This window comes from Ruegeria sp. HKCCD6428 (genome assembly GCF_013110595.1).
Lineage (GTDB): Bacteria > Pseudomonadota > Alphaproteobacteria > Rhodobacterales > Rhodobacteraceae > Ruegeria.
Window position 1 is genome coordinate 366523 of sequence record NZ_WVQX01000002.1, and the last position, 17118, is coordinate 383640.

Here is a 17118-nt window from a genome sequence, read left to right on the forward strand (position 1 = left end):
TCCTTCTGCGGGCCGCACTACAGCGTCATCAATCCATAGCCAATGGCAGGTTTGGGCCGGAGCCTTTTTGCGTCAGGCATCCGCCATATGCTGGACCAGTGAGGTCAGCTGTCTGTCGCCGTGGCCATCGTCCCAAGCCGTTTTGGTGCGGTCATGCATCAACTGGATGAAATCAGCGGGCGCATTAAGTGAGAGATAGGTCTTCAACGCATCCTCTTGCGCCATCGCGTAAACCTTCAGGGAGGCTTCCGCACTGTCGTAATCTTCAAACGGAACAGTTCTGGCAAAGAGATCATGGTAGTCATTGACCAGTTTGATAGAGGCAGGGAGTTGGTCGGCATAAACCTGCATCGGGATGCCCGCTTTTTTGCAGACAAGTGCACCGTAGATCATTCCGAACATGAACCCCTGTCGAACCGTGAAGAGGCCGGCAAAGAGCGCGGCAAGTGCCGTTGGTTTCTCTCCAACATGGGCGGACTTTCCACCCAATTCTCTGATGATACTGCCATAGCGGTCCCAGGTTCCGGCACTGCCCACCGTAAGGATTGTGGTTTCATCACCACCAATGCCGGAAGGGTAGGCATTGATCATGCCCAGCATGTAGCCTGCCCCCTGTCCCTCAAGGATGGCGACCAGTCTATCGGCATCCGAGGTATCGCCCGTGCTCATGTCACAGATGGTCTTACCCTTTAGCGAGACGCTCAGCCCGTTGACCAGGTCAACAGTTTCCTTGTGGCTCTTGATACAAATTATGACAAAATCAGACGCCGCAATAGCATCATTCGGTGAAGAGCAGATCGTGGCTCCAGCCTCAGCAAAAACCTCTGCCTTTTCCGATGTGCGGTTCCAAACGCCGACTTCGTGGCCTGCCTTGAGCAAGCAATGCGCCAGCGCAGAGCCCATATTGCCCAGTCCCAAAACAGCAATTTTCATGATGTTTGCCTCCGGTGGTCGCCAATGAATTACTGCACCAGCATGCGCCGGCATCGGGGGATCGCATAGTAGTAATTTTTTCTATATTGTTAGATGATCTTACTTATGGATTGGCGCACACTTCCCTCTTTGACATCTCTCAGAGCCTTCGCCGCCGCTGCCGAGTTTCGAAATCTGACCCAGGCGGCAGAGGCTCTGAACGTGACCCATTCCGCAGTCAGCCAGCAAATCCGCGGGCTCGAACAACATCTCGACACTCGGCTTATCACTCGTACCCGACATGGCATTTCTCTGACATCACAAGGCGAATTCCTGTCGGCTGGCCTGCTTGAAGCCTTCGCGGAAATGGCCTCCGTGACCGAGAGCGTGTCGAGTGCAGAGGCGGTTCGACCGTTGGTGGTCAGCGCGACTCCGATGTTTTCAAGCGCGTTCCTTGTGCCGCGTCTGTCGACGTTTATTGACGAATTCCCCAATATCGAGTTGAGGATCGATTCAACGATCCAAGCTGTCGACCTCAAGCCGGGCGGAATTGATATGGCCATCCGATATGGAACAGGTCGCTGGCAAGGGCTTGTCTCGCAGATGCTGTTGCCAGGCTGTCTGACGGTTGTCGCGTCCCGCGAACTAATCGGAAACCGGGAGCTCACGAATCCTGCAGAATTGCTTGATTTCACGCTTCTTCAGGAACAAGGGTCAGTCGAGTTTGACCTGTGGTTAGAAAAAGTCGGAATTCCGACCGACGCCGACCGGAGAGTTGTCCGCGTGCCGGGCAATATGCTGCTGGATGGCATCCGTCGCGGTGATGGTATCGGGGCGACGGTACCGGCTTTTGTTTCTGACGAGTTGAAGTCGGGACAACTCGTGGCGCTGTTCGACGATCCAATACCGCAGATCGGCTACTACCTTGTCACGTTGCCGGGCCCGGTTCGACCAGCGGCAAAGCTGTTCATGCGGTGGCTCTCGAAATCAATTACCGAATATGAGAAAAGCCTTTTCCGATGGACGCCCTCTCACTTGCTGTAGGTAGTAAAGAGCACCGACTACAGTCAAATTGGGTCTGACTTACCGTATACGACTGTGCGTACAGGGCGCGAATTGGCGCCGGATATGATCATGTTCCCGCAACTTGACGTTCATAATCCACACCATCATACCAACCGAGCGATTTGGTGACGTTCAGGTTGTCGTCTAAGTCCCATTCTTCCCAGCCCGAGAAACGAACATGGTTACCAGTCTCTTTATGATGGCCTTCGAAAGTCCACGCATAGACCATGTGGTGATCGGCGACGAGAACCGTGTCGAGGCTAAGAACGAGGTCAGGGAAGTCAGCCATAAATCCCGCCGCCATGTCGCCAATCTCCGTCCGGCTCCTCATTGGGTCGCCACCGTTCATTATCATGATTGCAAGTTCAGCATATCTTCCGGCGACAGCGCCAGGCGCCTGGTTTGTCCATGCAGCGCAATGATCTTGAGCTATGCGGCGGGCGGTTTGTACATCAGCTGTCATCTATATTTACATGGTCTAAAAATCGCGAAAACACATGGTTGCAGAAACGTTAGTCGGGCCTCTGAAAGCAATCAAGTTTGCTTAACAGCGCTTCTCAACGATGGCAGGTTTGTTTGCCTCACGGCCATCCGCTCATTGAAATTTCTGCGTTTTGAACGAACGGCAGCTTTCGGGAAGCCGATAGGTGAAATCTGAGAGATACCGAATGTCGGCTGTGGGCCGTCACCACTTGCGCCAGCTCAAGCCCATGGTTGCGGCAATGGATTCGGGACAGCCAGCTTGCACTCGGGCTCGATAGGCGCGCACCGAAACGCCATTCTCAAGCGCCGTTATCTCCCATTCGTCATCCGGATTGGGTGATATGTCTCGCGTGCCTTCAGTCGCAGCCCTCTCCCCTGACCAGCCGCGCCTGAGGCGTGCTTTGAATGTGCTGAAAGCTATCCCGTTTTCTTCGGCGACTGGCCAAGCTGGTAGACCGTTGTCCAATTCGGCCAGACTATCTCTTTTCCGATTTTCAAATGCGCCTCGATCCAATGGAAACTCGACATGCTCGCACCGAACTGTCCAAAGCTTGGTGCTATCCTCGACATCCACCAAATCAACAACACTGGCATCCGCGAGCGGTAGCGGTGCGAGACCGTAACGACTGCATAGCCACCAGGCATATTCGTGACTGGCAGCCTTTCCGATAACCTTTCCGCCTAACGGCGCTACCAAGTGAATCACGTTTTATCTCCCTCTAACTAACCGCCTGACTGCCGGGTGACAAGTATCGTTTCATCTCACCTAATCACCGCGATCAGGCGAAAAAAGATGTCAACGGCAGATTATCCGACGCCGCAGTGCGGCAGCAAAAGCGTCAGGCAATGGCAGTTTAGGGCCGCGCTCGCCACCCAAACTCCAAGAAATCACTCCTCCAGAACCTTCAACGTGAGCTCAACAATCCTCTGAAAGCCCTTCCGTCCTGCAATTTCATATCCCTGGATGGCATATGCCTTGCGCTTTGCCTTAAATTCCTCTGCAGAGTCCTGCGCCAGTTTATGCGCTTCCTCAAGCTCGCTTCTATCCGTTTGATATGCCGTGCATGCCAATCTCATCTCGAAGATCGTGGCCCGCCCAAATTCAGCGGCAAAAATGGCAGGTGTTTTACCGCTATAAGTTTGGAGTGTTGGGTTCGCGCCAGCAGCAAGAAGAACTTCAAAACATCGATCAGCTCCGACCTTGGCTGCTGAATGCAATGCCGTCCGACCAATGACGTCCTGCGCATCGATATCCACATGGCGGTCAATGAGGGCCTTTACCATGTCTACATCTTTTCGATCGGCCGCCAGCATCAGCGCAGTCTGTTTCAAATAGTCCCGCGCATTCAGAACATCCGTGGGCAGCAAGCTTACTAGCTTCAAATGCGTTTCGGCCATCGAGTTAGCAAGTTCGACCGGATCCTTGTGGATTCCGTAATAGGTCGGCATTTGCCTCATTGCACGCACAAGATCCGGCACCATCTTTGATGTCACAGTGAAGAACGTGTCACCACGCACATCTCTTAGCTTGCTCTTCAGCTTGCCGCGAAACTGCTTGATGAACCCGCGCACCTCGACCTCTGATGCACTGGAGAGAAGCAAACCAGCGTATGACCTAATGATGTCAGATTCTTGTTGAAGCGGCGCTTCGATTTCCACCCCTTCATAAGGGCGAACAATGTTCTCCCAGAACCAAGCCGCGTGATCGGCCGCCGCTAAGCGCATAGAGTAATCGATCGGGCCTTCACCGAACTTCCAGCGAGCAGCTACTTCAGGCTCAACTGACTTGCAAAGTAATCGAAAACTGCGTTCCGCACTGCGACGGCTGAACGCTTCCTGAGCAACCGCGAGTGAGAAGTTGAGCTTAGCGATATCCAGTTTCAGTGGACCGATGGACCGTGCCAGACAGAGTTCGAGAGCCTTTTCAGCGTGTTCGCACGCGCCGTCAAAATTTCCTGACGAAATTGCGTTAAGGGCGCTAAGATAGGCGAGGTCCGGTTCAAACTCGGCAATGCTGGGCAATTTTCGAAGCTTTGCCAAGTGTGCTGCGACACGGTATTGGCGATTGGGTTCATTGCTTTTCTGGATTTCAATGCAGTGATCGATGGCTTCCTGAATCCTTTGTCGCTGTTCTACCAAGCTTCCGTTGAATGTCATTATCGCCGGCGACCTTAGCTTTAGATCTCCAAAAACATCGGGGAGCGTATCGTCGCACGGTACAGAACTTATTATTCCACTCAGGAAATCGGCTACCTGCTCTGTGGCCAGTAGCCTTCCGGACCCGTCTGGTGTAATCACACGAAACGGGCCTTCCTTTATCCAGAATGGTAGAGCCTTAGCGAAAGCCTGATCGGCCGATGCCGGGTTGGCCGGGTCTGTCGCGACAGTAGCCTCGTGGCTCCACCTAAAAAGCTCGATCAATTGCAGCGCCTTGTTGCGCATAGGATCCGCGTCGTTCGGCTGAACACCTGGCGTCAAAAATCCAACGAGATCCTTGTAGCTTTGCTCGAGTGCACGCGCCCAAAGCAACAACGAGCGAAGCTGCGGTGTCGACAGATGAGCTTCGTCTGAACTCTTATATGAAAACTTATGATCGTCACTAAACCACTCCATGATCCTGGAAATCGCTGGCGTCGTTCGGCCTGACTTCCAGTTGTCAAGGGTCCGTCTCCTTTCTTCATCGTACTCTCCCCAAAGCCGATCGAGAGGTCCTTCCACCTGCTTCAGCCACCAACTCAGAATTGCTTCGACCGGCAGGATCAAACGATTTGAGTTCGCAGTGTCTTGATGGGGCAAAAACCAAAGATCTTCTTCAGGCATGCGAGGAAAAAACGCTTCATCCTGACACCAGAAGCCCCACGTTCTGCCAAGGGCAGGCATAACGTCGAACGCAAGAAGCACCCAAAGTGCCTGCTGCGGATTTACCGAATATGTCCGCGTGTGGAGCTCTAACGCATCCAGTGAAAGCCCAAGTCTCAAAGCTTGCTCAACAACATCGCCCCATAGGGTTGATGATTGCTCCAGACCCAACGCCTGCCTTAGCAGATCAAGCAACTCGAGCGTTCGGTCAGCCCCTCCCTCCAATCGCATCTCCGAATTTGCATAACGGCGGCGTTCGGCGTGCTGCCATTTCGGTGAGCCGAATAGTGACACAGCATAAAGGAGTGCGGAATGTGAAGTTGGAAGTTGAGCTTTCGGCAGAGTGTCGAGCATGGTCACACCTCAGCCTGTTGGCGGTGCAGCCTGGACAGCTCTGCCTTCACGTTCCGAAACGCCCGTCGATCACTCGGTGTTCGTGAGAAAACCAGCAATCCACCACCAGCCAGGAATAGCTTTGAGTGTTTTTTTCCAGAGACATAACGCGCCCCGGACTTCACTTCTTTTGCAATCACCTTGTTCAACTCCTTGTCTTTTGAATAATACACTTTGCACCTCGATAAGGGGATGGCGGCGCAACCACCATCCCAATCATTTCTTTCAGTAACTGTCGTGGCCGAGCCTTTTTCTGAAGCCTTTGTGCGTGCTGCGCGCGGCTGGCTAGAGGCTACTTATTTCCCCTTAGGCGGATTGTTTCCGCGGCCAGAACCAGATTTGTTTCCGGTGGTTGATGGGCCGTTCGTAGGGCGTGGATTTGCCATTTCTCTTTCCTTTTCTTTGATCCATTTTCTGCCTCGCAACTGAATGTTGCTTGGCATGAGGAAGAGATAATCGAAGCCGCCCCCATCCGTGAGGAAATCGGGAATACAGTCGTAAAACTGATCATGCGGGAGACAATTGGCCTTAAGATCACGTCACACAGCCAAATTACACCTCGGCCCAGACCAGTTCGAACGGCGAATGTCTGCTAAGCGGGCTGCATCCGCAGCTGTGGGTAACAAAGCGATACGGCGGTTTTGGGCCGGTTAGTCTTGATAGTTATTTAGCCGAGCTGCAGAAGCTGCAGCCGACAATGACCTCAAGTTCCAAATGTTCTCGGGTTTTAGCAATAATAAGATTGGTCATTCTGTTTCTGACGACCTTGCCCATAAATTGATATCTTCTTCCGAACTGATTTCATCGATCTTTTTCAACTCGTCAGAACTGAAGTCGAGATTATCAACAACGCCTGCGCAGTCGACGATCTGTTCCGGCCGCGACGCGCCGATAAGTGCGGTGGTCACGCGCCCACCTCTGAGCACCCAGGCCAGAGCCATTTGCGCCAGAGTCTGACCACGAGCTTCGGCCATATCGTTCAGAGCACGGACACTTGCCAGAGATCGCTCGTTAATCATGCCATCGAACAGCGACTTTCCTTGTGTGGCACGGCTGCCATCCGGAATATCGCGCAGGTATTTCGACGTAAGAATGCCTTGTGCCAGGGGCGTGAAGGCAATCGATCCTACCTCAAGATCGTCAAGGGTATCGAGCAAACCGTCCCGCTCCACCCAACGGTTGAGCAGATTGTAAGAAGGCTGGTGAATCAGACAAGGTGTCCCAAGATCGTTGAGAATCTTCACCGCCTCGCGCGTGCGTTGGGAGTTGTAGCTCGAGATACCTGCGTAGAGCGCGCGACCCGACCGTACGATATGATCCAAGGCACCCATTGTCTCTTCGAGCGGGGTGTCGGGGTCAAAGCGGTGGGAATAAAAGATGTCGACATAATCAAGCCCCATGCGCGCGAGTGATTGGTCACAGGACGCAATCATGTACTTGCGCGACCCCCATTCTCCGTAAGGTCCCGGCCACATGTCGTAGCCTGCTTTGGAGGAAATGATCAGCTCATCCCTGTAACCCGCGAAATCCGTTTTGAGGATCTCGCCAAATGCCTCTTCGGCTGAACCGGGTGGTGGGCCGTAGTTGTTCGCCAGATCAAAGTGAGTGATCCCATGGTCGAACGCTGCACGACACATGGCGCGCTTGTTTTCGTGCGGTGAGTCTTCGCCGAAATTGTGCCACAGCCCCAAGCTGACAACAGGGAGTTTTATACCGGACCGCCCACATCGCCGATACACCATCCGCTCGTAGCGGTCCGGCTCCGGGGTGTACGGCACGGGTTTTGGCTTTGGCGGTCGTTGAGCTTTGGTCATGCGCACATAATCAATGGATTGTTGGGCCTGTCAAACGGATCACCTTCATTAAGATCGACACGAGTTTCAGCGCTTCCAGGTTGGGTGCTTATGGTTAGTCTTACTTCAAGCACTAAAGTCTTACGATTTGATCGATTGCTTTCGGTACCGCCGCATAGACGCCGCGAAAGTCTGCAAAGCGGGCTGCAACCGCAGCATCAATATGGCGGGTTGGATGTCGGCTCTGGGCCGTTCGCGTCGTCTAGTTTATCAAGACTTCGATCTATCAAGCACTACTGCTCAAAATAAAGATTCTTGGTTTCATTCACCAAGTCATTGTTGTTAAAAAGCTTTTCGACCGCATCATTTGTCTGTTGGACTACATCTTGCAGGTAGTCTCTATGCGCTTGGAAAACAATATTTCGGTCTTTCTCCCCTTGCGATCGACCTTATCACTGGCATATTCTCTTAGATCATTCCGGGAAATCTCAAATTCCTTGAGTTCAGGCTTCTCTTGCAGGAGAACCGGGAATGCCAATGGGCGCAGTTTGATGGGTTTTGTTGCAAAGATTTGAGCGCGTTGAGTTGTTTCAGAAATCGCTTGTAAGTCAGGTGGCGAGCTCAGCGAACTGCTGAAATGGGCAGAGTCCGGGCGTGAGTTGCCCCTTGCGGATCATGTGCGACACTTCGATTCCGTCGAGCGTTGCCGCTGCTGAAGCAAAGGCCTTGAACCCCAGCATTGGCCGCGTGCGTCTCTTGATGAAACGGTGGTCCTGTTCCACGATATTGTTCAAGTATTTCCGCCTCACCATCTCATTTGGGATCGGGCAACCAAAGCCTTTGAGCATTTTGTTGATGGCCTTAACGCCTGCGGTGTTGGCACCGCTCTTGTCGATCACAATCTTTCTCGGCAATCCATTGATCTCCAACATCTTGGCGAAGAACTTGGTGGCGGCTGGTTTGTTTCGGCGCGGGGAAAGCATGAAATCAAGTGTTTTCCCGTGTTTGTCGACAGCTCGATAGAGGTAAACCCACGCACCTTTAACTTTGATGTAAGTTTCGTCCATTCTCCACGAACGATCACACGGCCCTTTGCGGCGACGTGCTACCTCAGCGATTGCACCAGAATACCGTGTTACCCATCGGTTTAGCGTGGTGTGATCCACTGAAACACCGCGCTCGGTCATGATTTCTTCCAGATCCCGGTAAGACACACCGTATCGGACATAGAAAAACACCGCGAACAGGATCACATCCTTCGGATATTGCGCGCCTTTGAAGGAAATCATGAACTGACTTTCGACTAATTTTGCCGAAAGCCATTCACCCGCAGCATCTGACCTCGTCAACAGCCAAAAACTTGCAACAGATCCCTTTGCAACAGATCCGTTTCGTACTGTTGCGGAGACGACGCTGAGGTGCTTCGGTACCCTCATATTATGCGTACGCCCGGTCGCAGCTTGGTATACCTGACATCCTTGAGCTGACACGGAAACTGCCCCCGTACGGCACATTTCAAGACTTTTTGCGCGATGGGTTCAAAGTCGGCTCGGAAGTGGGTTGTGCTTTTGACACATAGTATCCGAGCGTCTGCCGGTTCCAGGTTGAACAAACGTATTTGCGCCAGATCCAGACACTGATTTCGAATGCTGGTGACAAGGACATGGATTTGCGTTCCAATCAGCTGTAAGGCGGCCGACGGACCCATCGTAGCAACGCCGCCGCCATACATTTCGCCCGAATAACGACATCGGCCATCGCTTAAGTGATGCACGCGCACCTTTGAGGCGAAAGGAACGTCGCCGGGACCTCGACCACCAATCTCGGCCTCGAGTTCCGCGCCTTCGCCCAATTCGTGGGCCTTTGCCGCCAGTTGCGGGTCGTTCAGCAACCCGAGAATGGCCGAGGGGGCGTTTTGTTGCATCAACTCACGTAGCAATCCTGTCGTGTCGGCCGACGCTCCAGCCCCCGGATTGTCCTGCACATCAGCGATTACTACAGGCCCTTTGCCATTTGCATGCCGTGCAGTTTCAACAGCATCTTTCGGACAAAGCAGAGACGTATCGAACTGCGTTTCCGCCGCTTGAAGCTTTTCGAATATCTGCGCGGCCATTGCATCGGCATCGGATTGTGACACGCCGTAAGCCAGGACAGATGGTCCACAATCGGCCGTATCCGCTGCAGTAAACCCAACGGCGAGTTCAACCAGGCGCGCGTTTGGCCCGTCGAAGACATCCAACGCGGCGTAAAGCGTTTTGGCGGGGGCGACTTCAGTATACTGGCTGTGCAGCGGGATCAGATACTCCCCTTGACGCCACGCTTTTGCGGGCGGGCCATTTGTGCAGATGTCGCGCATCATTCGAAAGGCCCGCGCGCCTGTTTCTGCCATGTCGAGATGCGGATAGGTGCGGAAAATGGTCATCGCGTCCGACAGATCCACCATTTGCCTCGAGATATTGGCATGCATATCGAGGCTTGCAACAAGCGGCAGGTCCGGACCGACGACCTGTCTGATCCGCGACAACAGCTCTCCCTCCCCATCATCCAAAGACTCTGTGACCATGGCCCCATGCAGGTCCAGGTAGACCCCATCAAGCTGCGTCATGTTCGCAAGCGCATTGGTAATATGTCCGGCAATGGTATCAAAGGCGTGATCCGCAACCTTGCCACACGGTTCAGCAGCGCACCACAGGATAGGTTGTAATTCGACCCCATCCGCCAAGGCAGTTTTTGCGAAACCGGCTATGGGCAGGTTCATACCTTGGGTTATGTTCAGAACGTCTTGACCCCAAAGCATTTCCGGCCAGCTGTCTGACTGCTCAAAATCGCTCAGCTTCGTTGGAGTGGCGACGAAGGTATTGGTTTCGTGTTGAAATCCTGCGATAGCAATTCTCATCTGACTCTTCAGCCGCTTATTGCTGCACCAATTCGGCGGTCAAAATCTCACGCAGTTTTGCCGCCACGATTTCTGGTTTGTGGCGGGTCATCGAAACATGACCCAAGCCAGGAATTTCATGGAACACGCCGTTCGGCGCAAGATCAGAAACCACCTTGCACATGACCGGAGCGGTTTGAACATCCTCGGAAAAGGCGATGACATGCATCGGGACCGGGCAGGTTTTCAACCCTTCACGACAGTCGAATTTCAGACAGGCTTCCCACTGATCAATTGTTGCCTGCGGGTCGCGATTCCGAAAACGCTCGGTGTAGGAGGCTTTGAGCTGCTCCCAAAGCTCAGGCTCGTGCAGCGCTTTGGCCGGAAAGGCGTAAACGGCATAGTGCGGGGCCAGGAAATAATCAGGCAGAGTGATGCCGTCCTTGCGCAGGTCGATCTCGGCCTGCATCCAGTCGCGAGTGAACCCGTCGATATAGGCCGAGGTGCCCATCGGAATTGCCAGCCGCACCTTTTCCGGGAAGTCGATTGCGGTTTGCTGCGTGACCAGCCCGCCCAGTGACAACCCGCAGACAGCGGCCTGACCACCAGCGAATGCATCAATCACCGCAGCGCAATCGGTCGCGTAATCCTGCATCGACCAGGGCGGAGGGGGCGATTGCGTGTCACCCGCGCCGCGTGGATCATAAGTGATGCATTTAAAGTGATCTGACAGGCACGAGAATTGTTCGGAATAAGCCTCAGCCGTCTGATCTCCGCCGGGGACGAACACGACCGGAGGCCCTTCGCCTTCAACGACGACTCGCATGGTGACGCCGCCCATGGTCAATTGATGTGTTTCTGATTTTGGACCAAATTCGGGGAAGACTGACATTGGAAGGCTCCTGTGGCCGCAAGGATGCGCTACATTCCGTTGCGGGGAATGGTGTGCGTCTTTTCTTCTTCGAAAATGAGTTCACCACCTGACCAGGCTTTTAGGCGTGAGGTCAGGTGAAACTCGGTTGCCGTTGCCCGTTGCTCGGAATAGGTCCAGATTTTCGCGGACCAGCCGTCCCGATCGAAACCGGCTGTTTGCTCCATTGTGGCGGCGGCAGACAAGGGATCGCCGGGGTGGATCGTGTAGCGCCGGTCGGACACATCGCTGAGCACCGTTCCGATGTCGTCAAGACGGAAATCTCCGACCGGACCAAATACACCGCCATCCAGAAAGAACCGGTGGGTCACTTCGCCATTCGTCAGATCAGTGTGGACCGAGCGTTCCATTGAGCCATTGCGAACATGGGTTTTTCGCGGGGCCGCGTTTGGGGGCTCCGGTTCCGGCAGCGGACGCGGCTCGGCGCTGCCGTCAGGCTGGACTCTGATCGGCAGGGTCAGCCGGGACATGCCGGACTTGATCATGAGTGTCACCGGCTGTGGCGCAGGCCACAGAACAGGCCAATAGGCTGAGGCGATTTGCAATGTGATGCGGTGGCCTTCGGGAACATGATAGCCGGTTCCGTACAAGGGAACCGTAACGGTCATGTCTTCGCCGGGCGTGATCGGCGTAGGTTGGGTGTCGCTGTCGCGGTGGTTGAGATTGCAAAATCCCCGCGCGATCAGCGTTTGCGCGCCGTCCGGGGCCTCATCCACCAGCAGCACGGCGACATAGGCTTGCGTCTGATCCGCCGACACCGTCAGGTCAACGCTGGGCTGACCCAATAAGTCCAGCGGTTCGGTCAGGGGTGACCCCTTGAACTGTAATGCCCCCCCAGCGTCGATCCGGCAATCCTCTGCCATATCGCCGGGAATGGCGAAAGAGCACATATCGCCCGCAGCGGCACCGAAGCTCTGTGGCGAGCAGATGGACATCGCAGTCCCTGACTGTGCCGTTTCGCCCAGAGTTTGGTCATTCAGCCAGAACGTTTGCTCGGCGATATTGGGCGACGGCCAAGACGGTTCTTCAACCCAGCGCCCCGTGCGTTGCAGATGGGTCCCCGAAGGCGCCGCGCTGTCCTGCAAGAAAAACCGCAATGGGGGTTCATCCATTAACCCCGTGTCGATCCCTTTCAGCCAATGATCCCAGAAACGGATTAACTCGCCGACAAAATCGGCCTTGGGGCCGGGCACCCCTTCATGTGGGTAAAGATGCGCCCAAGGTCCCATCAGGATTTTGACTGGTCCGCCGAGGTGTTCTGCAATGCGGAAGGGCGTGTCCCGATACAGATCCATCCAGCCGCCAAAGAAGTAGACCGGTACCTGTAGGTCAGAGTAATTCTCGCAGATCGAACCACGTCGCCACATTTCGTCGTGGGTTTGGTGTTCCAGCCACATGGCGGGCCAGAATTCAGCGCCTTCCAAACGTTCGCGCCACATGTCGAGCCAGCGATCAGCTCCGACAATTTCGGGGTCCGGCGGCATAGCGTTGTAGAGCTGCATGATTGAGCCCCACCAGAAATTGTCATTGGCCAAACAGCCGCCGTAGAAGTGAATATCCTCGCGCCATCGGTCATCCGTGCCCATCACCGGAGCGATTGCCTTAAGTGCCGGGGGCCGGGTCGCCGCAACTTGGAACGCGTTATACGCCCCCCAACTTTTGCCGAACATGCCGACATTTCCGTCGCACCAGTCCTGATCGGCTATCCATTGGACAATGTCATGGCCGTCCTGGATTTCCTGGTGGGAATACTCATCCTCGGACACGCCTTCACTGTCGCCATACCCTCTTATGTCGACGCGGATTGAGGCGTACCCGGCGGCTGCGAAATGCGGGTGCATGCTTTCATCGCGCATACGCGTGCGATCCCGACGCCGGTAGGGGATATATTCAAGGATACAGGGCATCGGTGAAGTTCTGGCTGTTTCGGGCAGCCAGAGCCGGGCAGCAAGCTTGGTTCCGTCAGGCATTGGAATCCAAACGGTTTCAATGACCTCGATATCGTTCATGACGCTGCCTTTTCTGCTAGTTCTGGCGGGCGGGCGCCGGGTTCCAAAGGGAAATGACAGGCGACAGCGCGCCCGTTTGCAACCTGCCGCTCCGGCGCATCCACACTGCATCGCGATTGCGCCCATGGGCAGCGGGTGTGGAACTCGCATCCCGATGGGCGGGCCAGCAACGAGGGGACTTCGGCCGGCAGCGTGATCCGGTCATGTGTCTTGTCCGGGTCGGGCTCGGGGTTGGCTGACAGAAGCGCCGCCGTATAGGGGTGTTGAGGCGCACTGAACACCTGTTCGGTGTCTCCGGCCTCGACAAAGCGGCCCAGATACATGACTGCGGTTCTGTCCGCCACATGATGTACCACATGCAGGTTATGGGTGATGATCACCATCGCCAGACCCAGCCGTTCGCGCAGATCATTCAGCAGGTTCAAAACTTCGCCCTGCACCGACACATCAAGGCCCGCAGTGGGTTCATCCGCGATGATCAGCGCCGGGTCCAGCGCAATGGCGCGCGCGACGCCGACACGTCGGGCCTGTCCACCCGACAGCTGATGCGGGAAACGCGACGCGAAGCTGGTCGGCAAACCCACTAGTGTCAGCAGGCGGTCAGCTTCTTCCCGCAGATTGCGCCCTTCTATACCGTGAATTCGGAAAGGTTCAGTCACCAGATCGCCGACGGTCATGCGGGGCGAGAGGGAGCCTACCGGGTCCTGAAACATCATCGACATGCGTTTGCGAACGGGCTTCATCGCCTTTCGGTCCAACTCGTCGATGCGCTGGTTCTCAAAAGTGATGGCGCCGGCGCTAATCTCCTGCAAACCGTTCACGGCCCGCGCAAGCGTTGTTTTGCCAGAACCGCTTTCGCCAACCAGGGCAAAGGTCTCGCCGCGGTTGACCTCAAAACTCACCCCTGCCACACCCAGGATCGCGCTGCGGCGTCCCAGTCCGCCGACCGGAAACGAGACCTGAACATCTTCGACGTTGAGAATCGGATCGCTGCTCATGCTGTCACTCCGGTTTCTGCTGGTGTGTCCGCGACAAAGCAGCGGGCGACATGGCCTTCCCCGATGTCCTTGTCAGGTGGCGGGGCCGAACACGCGTCGCTTACCCGGTCACAGCGGTTGGCAAAGATGCAGCCCGCGGGCCGTGCGCGCAGATCGGGGATTTCTCCGGGTATCGTCGGCAAGTGCCGCGTGCGTTCGCTTTGCCGCGCAGGGTCGCATTCCAGCAGCCGCGCTGTGTAGGGATGGCGTGGTTCCTGGAATATCTGACGGACGGTACCGCGCTCGACCACTTCCCCGGCGTACATCACCACGACATCGTCACAAAGCTCGGCGATGACACCCAGATGGTGCGAGATGAACATGACTGAACAGCCGATCTTTTGCTGAAGGTCCTTGAGAAGTTCGATTGTCGTAACCTCAAGCGTCGCATCCAGCGCCGTTGTGGGTTCGTCCGCGATCAGCAGAGCGGGCTCCATCATCAAGGCCATGGCGATGGCGATGCGTTGCTTCATCCCTCCCGAGAACTGGTGCGGATACCGCGCCAGCGCCGCACGGGCATCGGGGATGCGCACCAATTCCAGCATCTCGACCGCGCGGCTTAGCTTTTCGTCCTTTGAAAGGGGCGAGCGATACTGAATGTTCAGCATCTGTTTGCCGACCGAGATCACAGGGTTCAGCGCGCCCATCGGGTCCTGAAACACGGTTGCGATGCGCGGGCCGCGCAGGTCCCGCATGCGCGACGGGGGCAGGGTGGTCAGCTCATCCTGCCCCTCAAACAGGATCGATCCGCTGTCGATGCTGCCATTGTCGGCCAGCAATCCAAGAATGGCGTTGATCAGGGTGGATTTCCCGCAGCCAGATTCGCCCACGATACCGACAATCCGGTTTTCGGGCACATCGAAGCTGACGTTTTTCAACGCGTGCAGCGGTCCGGCCTCGGTCGAGAAGCTGACGTTCAGATTTTCTATGCGCAGCGTGGTCATCAGCGTCCTTTCAGCCGGGGATCGAATACGTCCCGCAGCGTCTCGCCCAAAAAGGTAAAGCCCAGCGTTGTGATGATGATCGGCACGCCGCCAGCAATCGCGATCCAGGCAGTATCGCGGATATTGGTGAAACCGTCATTCAGGATCGAGCCCCAGCTTGGGGTCGGGGGGCGCACTCCGAGGCCCAGAAAACTCATCCCTGCTTCGATGCCGATGACGACCGGGATGTCCATCGATGCGAGGATAACCAGCGGACCGATGACGTTCGGCAGAATGTGCACCCGCAGGATACGCGCCGAAGAAGCGCCCATGCTTTGCGCCGCCGTGACATATTCTGACGTCTTCAACGCGATAGTCTGAGTGCGAATGATCCGCGCGTAACCGGGCACGGTGACCAGAACAACGACGACCATAACGGCGGTCAGCGACGGCCCCATAAGCGTGACCAGCGCAAGGGCCAGCATGACGGTCGGAAAGCTTTTCATTGCGTCGAACAAAAGGATCATCAGATTGTCCAGCCAACGCGGCCCATAGCCCGCGATCAAGCCCAGAACGATGCCTATCACCAGCGACACAGCAGTCGAGACCAAAGCCACAAAAAGCGCAATCCGTCCGCCATGCAGCACCCGGGCAAACAGATCCCGGCCCAGTTGATCTGTGCCCATCAGATGCTGCGCGCTCGGACCTTGGAACCGGTCACGCGGGTTGATTTTCGTCGGGTCCCAGCTGGTGAGAAAATCGGCAAACACGGCGCCAAAGATGACAAACAGCACAAGGAATAGTCCCAGCGCGCCCAGCGGTTCACGCAGGATTTTGCGGATCGGGCGCCACAGCTCGGCCATGCGCCCGGGGGCGGGGTTAGAAACTGCTTCTGACACGGGGATCCAAAGCTCCGATGATGAGGTCTGCCAACAGATTGAGCAGAACGAACAGGACAGTCGTGATCAAAACGGTTCCTGTCACGATGGGGAAGTTGCGGGTCAGGATGGCGTCATAGACCAGCTTGCCGACGCCGGGGCGGGCAAAGACGATCTCGGCAAAGACTGCCGACGAGAGCATCTGACCGATGCCCACGCCCAGCAACGTGACCGTGGGCAGGATCGCAATCGACAGGGCATAGCGGTAGGTGATCGTTCGATCCGGCAGGCCAAAGGCGCGGGCGGTGCGGATATGGCTGGCCTCAAGCACTTCGAGCATAGAGGCGCGCACCATGCGGGCAATATAGCCGACCCAGCCCAGACCAACCGCCAGCGAAGGCAGGACCAGGTGCGTGAGTTGATCGCCGAGATTGCCGGGTTCGCCTGCGCCAATGGCAGGTAGCCAGCGCAATTCAACGGCAAAGATCAGCAGCGCATAGATCGCGATCACGAACGAGGGCACGGCAATCACTGCAACGGACAGGATGCCAACGATCCGGTCGGCCCAGCTGCCTCGGCTGACCGCAGCCCAGCAGCCCAGCGGGATACCAAGCGCGACGGACCATGTGATGCCGCCGACGATCAGGGCCAGCGTGTAGGGCAGCTGCTCAAACACGACGGTAGTGACGGGACGACCCGACAGAACCTCATCCCCTAAATCACCTGTCCAGGCCCCGATGTAAAAATTCCAGAACTGAACCAGAACCGGCTGGTTCAGCCCCATTTTTTCGCGCAGGGCGGCGCGCATTTCCTCGGTTGCCCTGGGCCCCAGCGCAACCGAGGCCGGGTCGCCGGGGATCAGGTAGATCATACAAAACAGCAGGAACATGGCGACCGAAACGATCGCGGCAGCCAGCCCAAGCCGTTTGAAAAAATAGCTCAGCATACGCGCCCCCCAAA

Annotated in this window: 15 protein-coding genes; 2 read left to right on the forward strand and 13 right to left on the reverse strand. The window is 55.9% G+C overall.

What is annotated here, in order from left to right; translation table 11 throughout:
• Window positions 1-72: 72 nt before the first annotated feature.
• Window positions 73-933, reverse strand: a complete 861-nt coding sequence (locus GS620_RS07040; protein WP_171614861.1) for an NAD(P)-dependent oxidoreductase — start codon at window positions 931-933, stop codon at window positions 73-75.
• A 105-nt stretch (window positions 934-1038) separates the two neighbouring features.
• Between GS620_RS07040 and GS620_RS07045 the strand changes: the two genes are divergently transcribed.
• Window positions 1039-1956 (forward strand): LysR family transcriptional regulator, encoded by a 918-nt coding sequence (locus GS620_RS07045; protein WP_171614863.1) that lies wholly within the window; start codon window positions 1039-1041, stop codon window positions 1954-1956.
• A gap of 88 nt (window positions 1957-2044) precedes the next feature.
• On the opposite strand, the gene GS620_RS07050 is transcribed toward GS620_RS07045, so the two are convergent.
• From GS620_RS07050 to GS620_RS07060, 3 genes are all read right to left on the reverse strand, one after another.
• On the reverse strand, window positions 2045-2440 hold the full coding sequence (locus GS620_RS07050) for a nuclear transport factor 2 family protein (protein WP_171614865.1): 396 nt from the start codon (window positions 2438-2440) through the stop codon (window positions 2045-2047).
• 222 nt (window positions 2441-2662) lie between these two features.
• Window positions 2663-3166: a hypothetical protein gene (locus GS620_RS07055; RefSeq protein ID WP_171614867.1), complete on the reverse strand. Its 504-nt coding sequence runs from the start codon at window positions 3164-3166 to the stop codon at window positions 2663-2665.
• Between the two features lie 182 nt (window positions 3167-3348).
• Complete coding sequence (locus tag GS620_RS07060) at window positions 3349-5673, reverse strand: ankyrin repeat domain-containing protein (RefSeq protein ID WP_171614869.1); 2325 nt, start codon at window positions 5671-5673, stop codon at window positions 3349-3351.
• A 231-nt stretch (window positions 5674-5904) separates the two neighbouring features.
• On the opposite strand from GS620_RS07060, the gene GS620_RS07065 reads away from it, so the two are divergent.
• Window positions 5905-6141 carry a hypothetical protein gene (locus GS620_RS07065; RefSeq protein ID WP_171232411.1) on the forward strand — a complete coding sequence of 79 codons (237 nt, stop codon included), beginning with the start codon at window positions 5905-5907 and terminating at the stop codon, window positions 6139-6141.
• A 317-nt stretch (window positions 6142-6458) separates the two neighbouring features.
• On the opposite strand, the gene mgrA is transcribed toward GS620_RS07065, so the two are convergent.
• The 9 genes from mgrA to GS620_RS07110 all read right to left on the reverse strand — a co-directional run bounded on the left by mgrA (window position 6459) and on the right by GS620_RS07110 (window position 17104).
• The gene (gene mgrA / locus GS620_RS07070) at window positions 6459-7490 is read right to left on the reverse strand and encodes an L-glyceraldehyde 3-phosphate reductase (RefSeq protein ID WP_371809786.1); all 1032 of its coding nucleotides are present in this window, start codon (window positions 7488-7490) and stop codon (window positions 6459-6461) included.
• A 623-nt stretch (window positions 7491-8113) separates the two neighbouring features.
• The gene (locus tag GS620_RS07075; RefSeq protein WP_171615308.1) at window positions 8114-8794 is read right to left on the reverse strand and encodes an IS6 family transposase; all 681 of its coding nucleotides are present in this window, start codon (window positions 8792-8794) and stop codon (window positions 8114-8116) included.
• A gap of 143 nt (window positions 8795-8937) precedes the next feature.
• Entirely contained in the window at window positions 8938-10401 is a 1464-nt protein-coding gene (locus tag GS620_RS07080; protein WP_171614873.1) for a M81 family metallopeptidase, read from the reverse strand.
• Window positions 10402-10417: 16 nt separating this feature from the next.
• Window positions 10418-11272 carry an alpha/beta fold hydrolase gene (locus GS620_RS07085; RefSeq protein ID WP_171363260.1) on the reverse strand — a complete coding sequence of 285 codons (855 nt, stop codon included), beginning with the start codon at window positions 11270-11272 and terminating at the stop codon, window positions 10418-10420.
• 29 nt (window positions 11273-11301) lie between these two features.
• Entirely contained in the window at window positions 11302-13320 is a 2019-nt protein-coding gene (locus GS620_RS07090) for a CocE/NonD family hydrolase (protein ID WP_171614875.1), read from the reverse strand.
• Window positions 13317-14318 (reverse strand): ABC transporter ATP-binding protein, encoded by a 1002-nt coding sequence (locus GS620_RS07095; protein ID WP_171614877.1) that lies wholly within the window; start codon window positions 14316-14318, stop codon window positions 13317-13319. The genes GS620_RS07090 and GS620_RS07095 overlap by 4 nt, the downstream gene beginning before the upstream one ends.
• Window positions 14315-15301: an ABC transporter ATP-binding protein gene (locus GS620_RS07100; RefSeq protein WP_171614879.1), complete on the reverse strand. Its 987-nt coding sequence runs from the start codon at window positions 15299-15301 to the stop codon at window positions 14315-14317. The genes GS620_RS07095 and GS620_RS07100 overlap by 4 nt, the downstream gene beginning before the upstream one ends.
• Entirely contained in the window at window positions 15301-16179 is an 879-nt protein-coding gene (locus tag GS620_RS07105; RefSeq protein WP_367396971.1) for an ABC transporter permease, read from the reverse strand. Before GS620_RS07105 ends, GS620_RS07100 begins: the two co-directional genes overlap by 1 nt.
• Complete coding sequence (locus GS620_RS07110; protein ID WP_171118247.1) at window positions 16160-17104, reverse strand: ABC transporter permease; 945 nt, start codon at window positions 17102-17104, stop codon at window positions 16160-16162. Before GS620_RS07110 ends, GS620_RS07105 begins: the two co-directional genes overlap by 20 nt.
• Window positions 17105-17118 lie beyond the last annotated feature (14 nt).